The sequence below is a fragment of the Roseibium sp. genome (assembly GCF_039982295.1).
In the GTDB taxonomy this organism is placed as follows: domain Bacteria; phylum Pseudomonadota; class Alphaproteobacteria; order Rhizobiales; family Stappiaceae; genus Roseibium.
In genome coordinates, this window is the sequence record NZ_JBDWYP010000080.1 from 1 (window position 1) to 4,355 (window position 4,355).

4 protein-coding genes and 1 pseudogene are annotated in these 4,355 nt (G+C 45.3%); 4 read left to right on the plus strand and 1 reads right to left on the minus strand.

Annotated features, from left to right (window positions below):
- Nucleotides 1-272 (minus strand): transposase (locus ABJZ52_RS15900; RefSeq protein WP_348188193.1); only part of this gene is annotated, 272 nt, incomplete at its 3' end.
- An 86-nt stretch (nt 273-358) separates the two neighbouring features.
- On the opposite strand from ABJZ52_RS15900, the pseudogene ABJZ52_RS15905 reads away from it, so the two are divergent.
- From ABJZ52_RS15905 to ABJZ52_RS15920, 4 genes and pseudogenes are all read left to right on the plus strand, one after another.
- Nucleotides 359-499 (plus strand): annotated as a pseudogene (locus tag ABJZ52_RS15905) (integrase core domain-containing protein); the annotation flags it as partial.
- A gap of 228 nt (nt 500-727) precedes the next feature.
- Nucleotides 728-1,873, plus strand: a complete 1,146-nt coding sequence (gene glf / locus ABJZ52_RS15910) for a UDP-galactopyranose mutase (RefSeq protein ID WP_348188196.1) — start codon at nt 728-730, stop codon at nt 1,871-1,873.
- Between the two features lie 39 nt (nt 1,874-1,912).
- Complete coding sequence (locus ABJZ52_RS15915; RefSeq protein ID WP_348188198.1) at nt 1,913-2,962, plus strand: hypothetical protein; 1,050 nt, start codon at nt 1,913-1,915, stop codon at nt 2,960-2,962.
- A gap of 12 nt (nt 2,963-2,974) precedes the next feature.
- Nucleotides 2,975-4,153 carry a glycosyltransferase family 4 protein gene (locus tag ABJZ52_RS15920; RefSeq protein WP_348188201.1) on the plus strand — a complete coding sequence of 393 codons (1,179 nt, stop codon included), beginning with the start codon at nt 2,975-2,977 and terminating at the stop codon, nt 4,151-4,153.
- The last annotated feature ends 202 nt before the right edge of the window (nt 4,154-4,355 follow it).

Below are 4,355 nucleotides of genomic sequence, written 5' to 3' on the forward strand. Positions count from 1 at the left end.
GCACTGGCGGCCTCAATTCCCAGAGCATCCTTCAGCAGCTCATTCTGCATTGCCATCTCGGCATACATCTTTTTCAGGCGGCGGTTTTCTTCGGCCATGACCTTCATTTCCGCCATCAACGACGCATCCATGCCGCCATACCTGGACCGCCAGTTGTAGTACGCCGCGTTGCGGATCCCGTGTTCCCGGCAAAGATCGGCAACCGGCACACCACTCTCACTCTGCTTTAAAATCGTCAGAATCTGGCTTTCCGTAAATCTCGATTTCTTCATGTCGTTCTCCAAGCGCATCAAAGGCCGGAGAAGTCCAATTTTCAACCCAGTGATTTTTAGGGATGATTACCGAAAGACTGAGGGGGATGACGCTTGCGGATGCACGCGAAAAGCTGGAGGATTGGCGTAGACACTACAATGAGGATCGGCCTCATTCAGCGATCGGATACAACGTCCCGATCGCACTGCATAATCCCGGTGGCATCCCCAGGCCGTCACCGCGATAGCAGCCGGGAAACTCTAGATTCCGGCGCTCCAAATTGCGGTCTCAGTGCAAAAACTGTATTTCACCATCATGACAAATGCCCTATATTGCCGGGTCTCATCATCATAAGATGTGGTTTGTTGATTACGTAGGAAAACTGTCACCAAAGTAATTTTGTATGGCAGCCCTCCGGATCTACTCCCCGATTGCGGAGTAGTATTTACTTGGCGAAGAGAGGCCGTTTAATTAGATGGATAGGATCCTAGTTGTTGGAGCAGGTTTTGCTGGCGCAGTCATTGCCCGGGAAATAGCCGACAAAACTGACCATAAGGTACTTGTCATTGATCGCCGGGATCATTTGGCAGGCAATTGCCACACTGAGCGCGATCAGGAAACCGGCATCATGCTTCATAAATATGGAGCCCATATTTTTCACACCGGCAACCTCGAGGTTTGGTCCTACATTCGCCGCTTTGGTGAATTCATGCCATTCATCAATCGCCCCAAGGCCATAACCGATACGGGAGTTTATTCCCTTCCCATTAATTTGCATACGATCAATCAGTTCTTTGGGAAGAAATTTTCACCAAAAGAGGCGGAAGAGTTTATCAAAATAAAAGCAGATTCATCTATTGAAAACCCAAAGAACTTCGAGGAGCAAGCATTAAAGTTCATGGGAGCAGAATTATATAAAGCATTTTTTTACGGATATACTAAAAAACACTGGGGCTGCGAACCAAAAGAGCTTCCAGTCTCCATTTTGAAGAGGCTTCCTCTTCGTTTTAGCTATAACGACAACTATTATTCGAGCACCTATCAGGGCATTCCGGTAGACGGTTACACCAAGATCGTAGAACGCATGCTGGATCATAGCTCGATTGACGTCTCGCTTGATACTCCATGGGAAAAGTCAATGCAGACGGAATTCGCCCATACCTTCTATTCAGGTCCCCTGGACGCCTACTTTGACGACCAGTTTGGCTCATTAAGCTATAGAACGTTGTATTGGGAAGCCGTTAGAGATAATGGAGATGTTCTAGGGCATCCTGCGCACAATTTTCCAAGCTTGGACGTTAAACATACCCGCCGACGCGAACACAAGCACTATGAATACTGGAGGGAGTTTGAAAAAACCATCGTCTTCACTGAGTTCTCAAAAGAAGCGGAAAAAGGCGATGAGTTATATTACCCGAAAAGACTGGCCAACGACAAAACTCGCCTTTCGGACTACATAACACTCGCTAAGAACGAAGAAAAAACGAGCTTCATGGGGCGCCTTGGGACATATCGCTACCTCGACATGCACAGGGTTATCGAAGAATCGCTGCAGCTTGCCAATGAATGGATCTCAGCACAAGCAGAGGGGTGCCCCTTACCAATTGGAAAATTTTCCTAAACCCTCTTTTTCTAAGTCTTCAAAGTAGAAAATACCATCATGACAGCAAATAATCTAGTCATTGTACGAGCGGGAAAAAACAGCCTTCATAATCACTGGCTTGACCAGGCCCCAGAGACCCGGAGCTGGGATCTGATCGTTAGCTATTTTGACAAAGAAGCGTTCGACAGTCATCAAGAGCAGCCAGGCGTTAAAAAACTCTACTATGAGGGAGGAAAATGGAGTGGTATTTACGATGCAATAGAAAGGACAAATTCCTTACGTTCTTATGAGTACTTCTGGTGTCCTGACGACGACATCTACTCCAAAGGTGAGAACATTAATGAGATGTTCATCACGGCAAAAAAATGGAACCTGGAACTCTGTCAGCCGGCACTAACGAATGCCAGCTTTTTTTTCCACTTCATTGTAACGCAATGCCATGCGTTTGATTTGCGGTTCACGAACTTCGTAGAGGTTATGCTCCCCTGCATCTCCTGCAATTACATGATCGACATTATGCCGATCATCAAAAGCCGGCACACAGGTGTCGGGTTGGACCTGATTTGGGGAACACCAACCCTCAATCCCAAAAACGCTGTTGCCGTTCTGGATAAAACGCCGATGGCCCATACACGCCCGGTAGGCGCGGTTTTGAAGGGTGTGGTCAATTCCATGGGGCAGCCTCAGCGGAAGATGAGAAATCAGCTTCTCGAAGACTTTGGTTTTCATCGAAGGCCCGACCAGGTAGCACTCGCGGGAGTCGTGCAAGGTGAACTAATCGACGATCCCGAAGCAGTGTACAAACTCATGATAGATTCATACGAAGAAACAGCTATTCACTATCAGAACCCAGCTTTGGCACTGGAGCGCCTTAATCAAATCAAGGAAAGCTATAAAAATCAGATCGCCGCTTTAAACGATTTCACTATTACCCGGAAAGATTTTAATAGACTGATCGCTGAAGAAAACTGTGGTGTCATTGAAGTCAACGTTGAAAAAGATAGAAATTCTAAAGCGACTAGAAAAAATACGATACAAAATGGAAAAATTAACTTACAGAAGTCAAATTTACTGCAAAGAATGCTAAATATTTTTTCGCTCAAATAAAAGGAGCACTAAATGCATGTCTTAATGTTGACAGGAATTTTCCCGCAGTATTCACAGACGTATATTATCGATCAGATTAATAAAATGCGTGAAACTAAGGGAGATTATTCAATCGAAATGGGCTGTGTCAGAGACACAGGAATGCGGCCTGTAAATGCTTCACCCGAAATCAAAAAGCATTTGGTCTCATCGAAACCATTTCTATTTCGGACTGTTATTAATATCGCACGGAACTTTGTCGTGCGACCGTCCTACGTATTGAGGCTTTTTGATCTTAGACGACGGGGGCTTATTTACGAAAAGACGCTATACATAAGTTTGCAGGTTAGGAAAACACCGGACCTCATTGTAATCCATTTCGGCAACCATTCCGATATGGTTGCACAAATGAAGCAGTATATTTTTCCTGAAGCCAGAACTATTGTGGTTCTGCACGGTCATGACGTTTCCAGTTTTGTTAAAAGAAGCGGTTGGAAGTTCTATAAGAAAGTTCAACCTTTCGTTGATGAGTTCATTTCTATAAATAGACTTTGGAAAGACCTTTTGGAAACAAACGTTCCAGGCGCAAAATGTAGTGTTTGCTACCTTGGAACTGAAATTCCTTCTTCATTTGATAGAATCTATAGAGATCAAGATGAAATAAATCTGTTGTCTGTAGGTCGTCATGTTGAAAAAAAAGGGCACTCAGACCTATTAAATGCGCTTGCATTGGTCAAAAACAAGACAAACCGGCAAGTAAAACTCTACCTTGCTGGCGATGGCCCGAAAACCCAAGAGTTAACAGAGCTTTCGGAAAATTTGGGATTACAGGAAAACATCGTTTTCCTTGGCGCTGTTTCTCACAAAGATGTGCTTACTCAAATCAAAAAGCACGACATTTTTGTTTTGCCCAGTAAACGCGCCCAAAACGGTGATTCTGAAGGCCTTCCAGTCGCAATCATGGAGGCCATGGCAATGGGTATGCCGGTTATTAGTACTTACCATTCTGGCATCCCTGAACTCGTTTCGAACAAAGATAATGGTTTGTTGGTGCCTGAAGGCGACGTCGAAGCGCTCTCGGACGCCATCCTGAAACTGGTGGAATCTACAGACGAGCGAGAGAGACTGGGCAAGGGGGGATATCAAACCGTATGCGATCGTCATGAAATAAAAAAGCAAACAAAAGAGTTTGTGGATTTGATACTTGACTAAAAGGGTATGGTAATCATCCCTAAAAATCACTGGGTTGAAAATTGGACTTCTCCGGCCTTTGATGGTAACCGGCCGATTGTTACCGCGGCGCTTGGGCCTTGACGCGGGCAATGACGTGGGGATCTGAGACGAAGTCATCGAGGAAGCCGTTCCAGTTTTCGGTTGAGCTTCTGGCTTCGGCGAGCATGTCTTTCAATTCGTG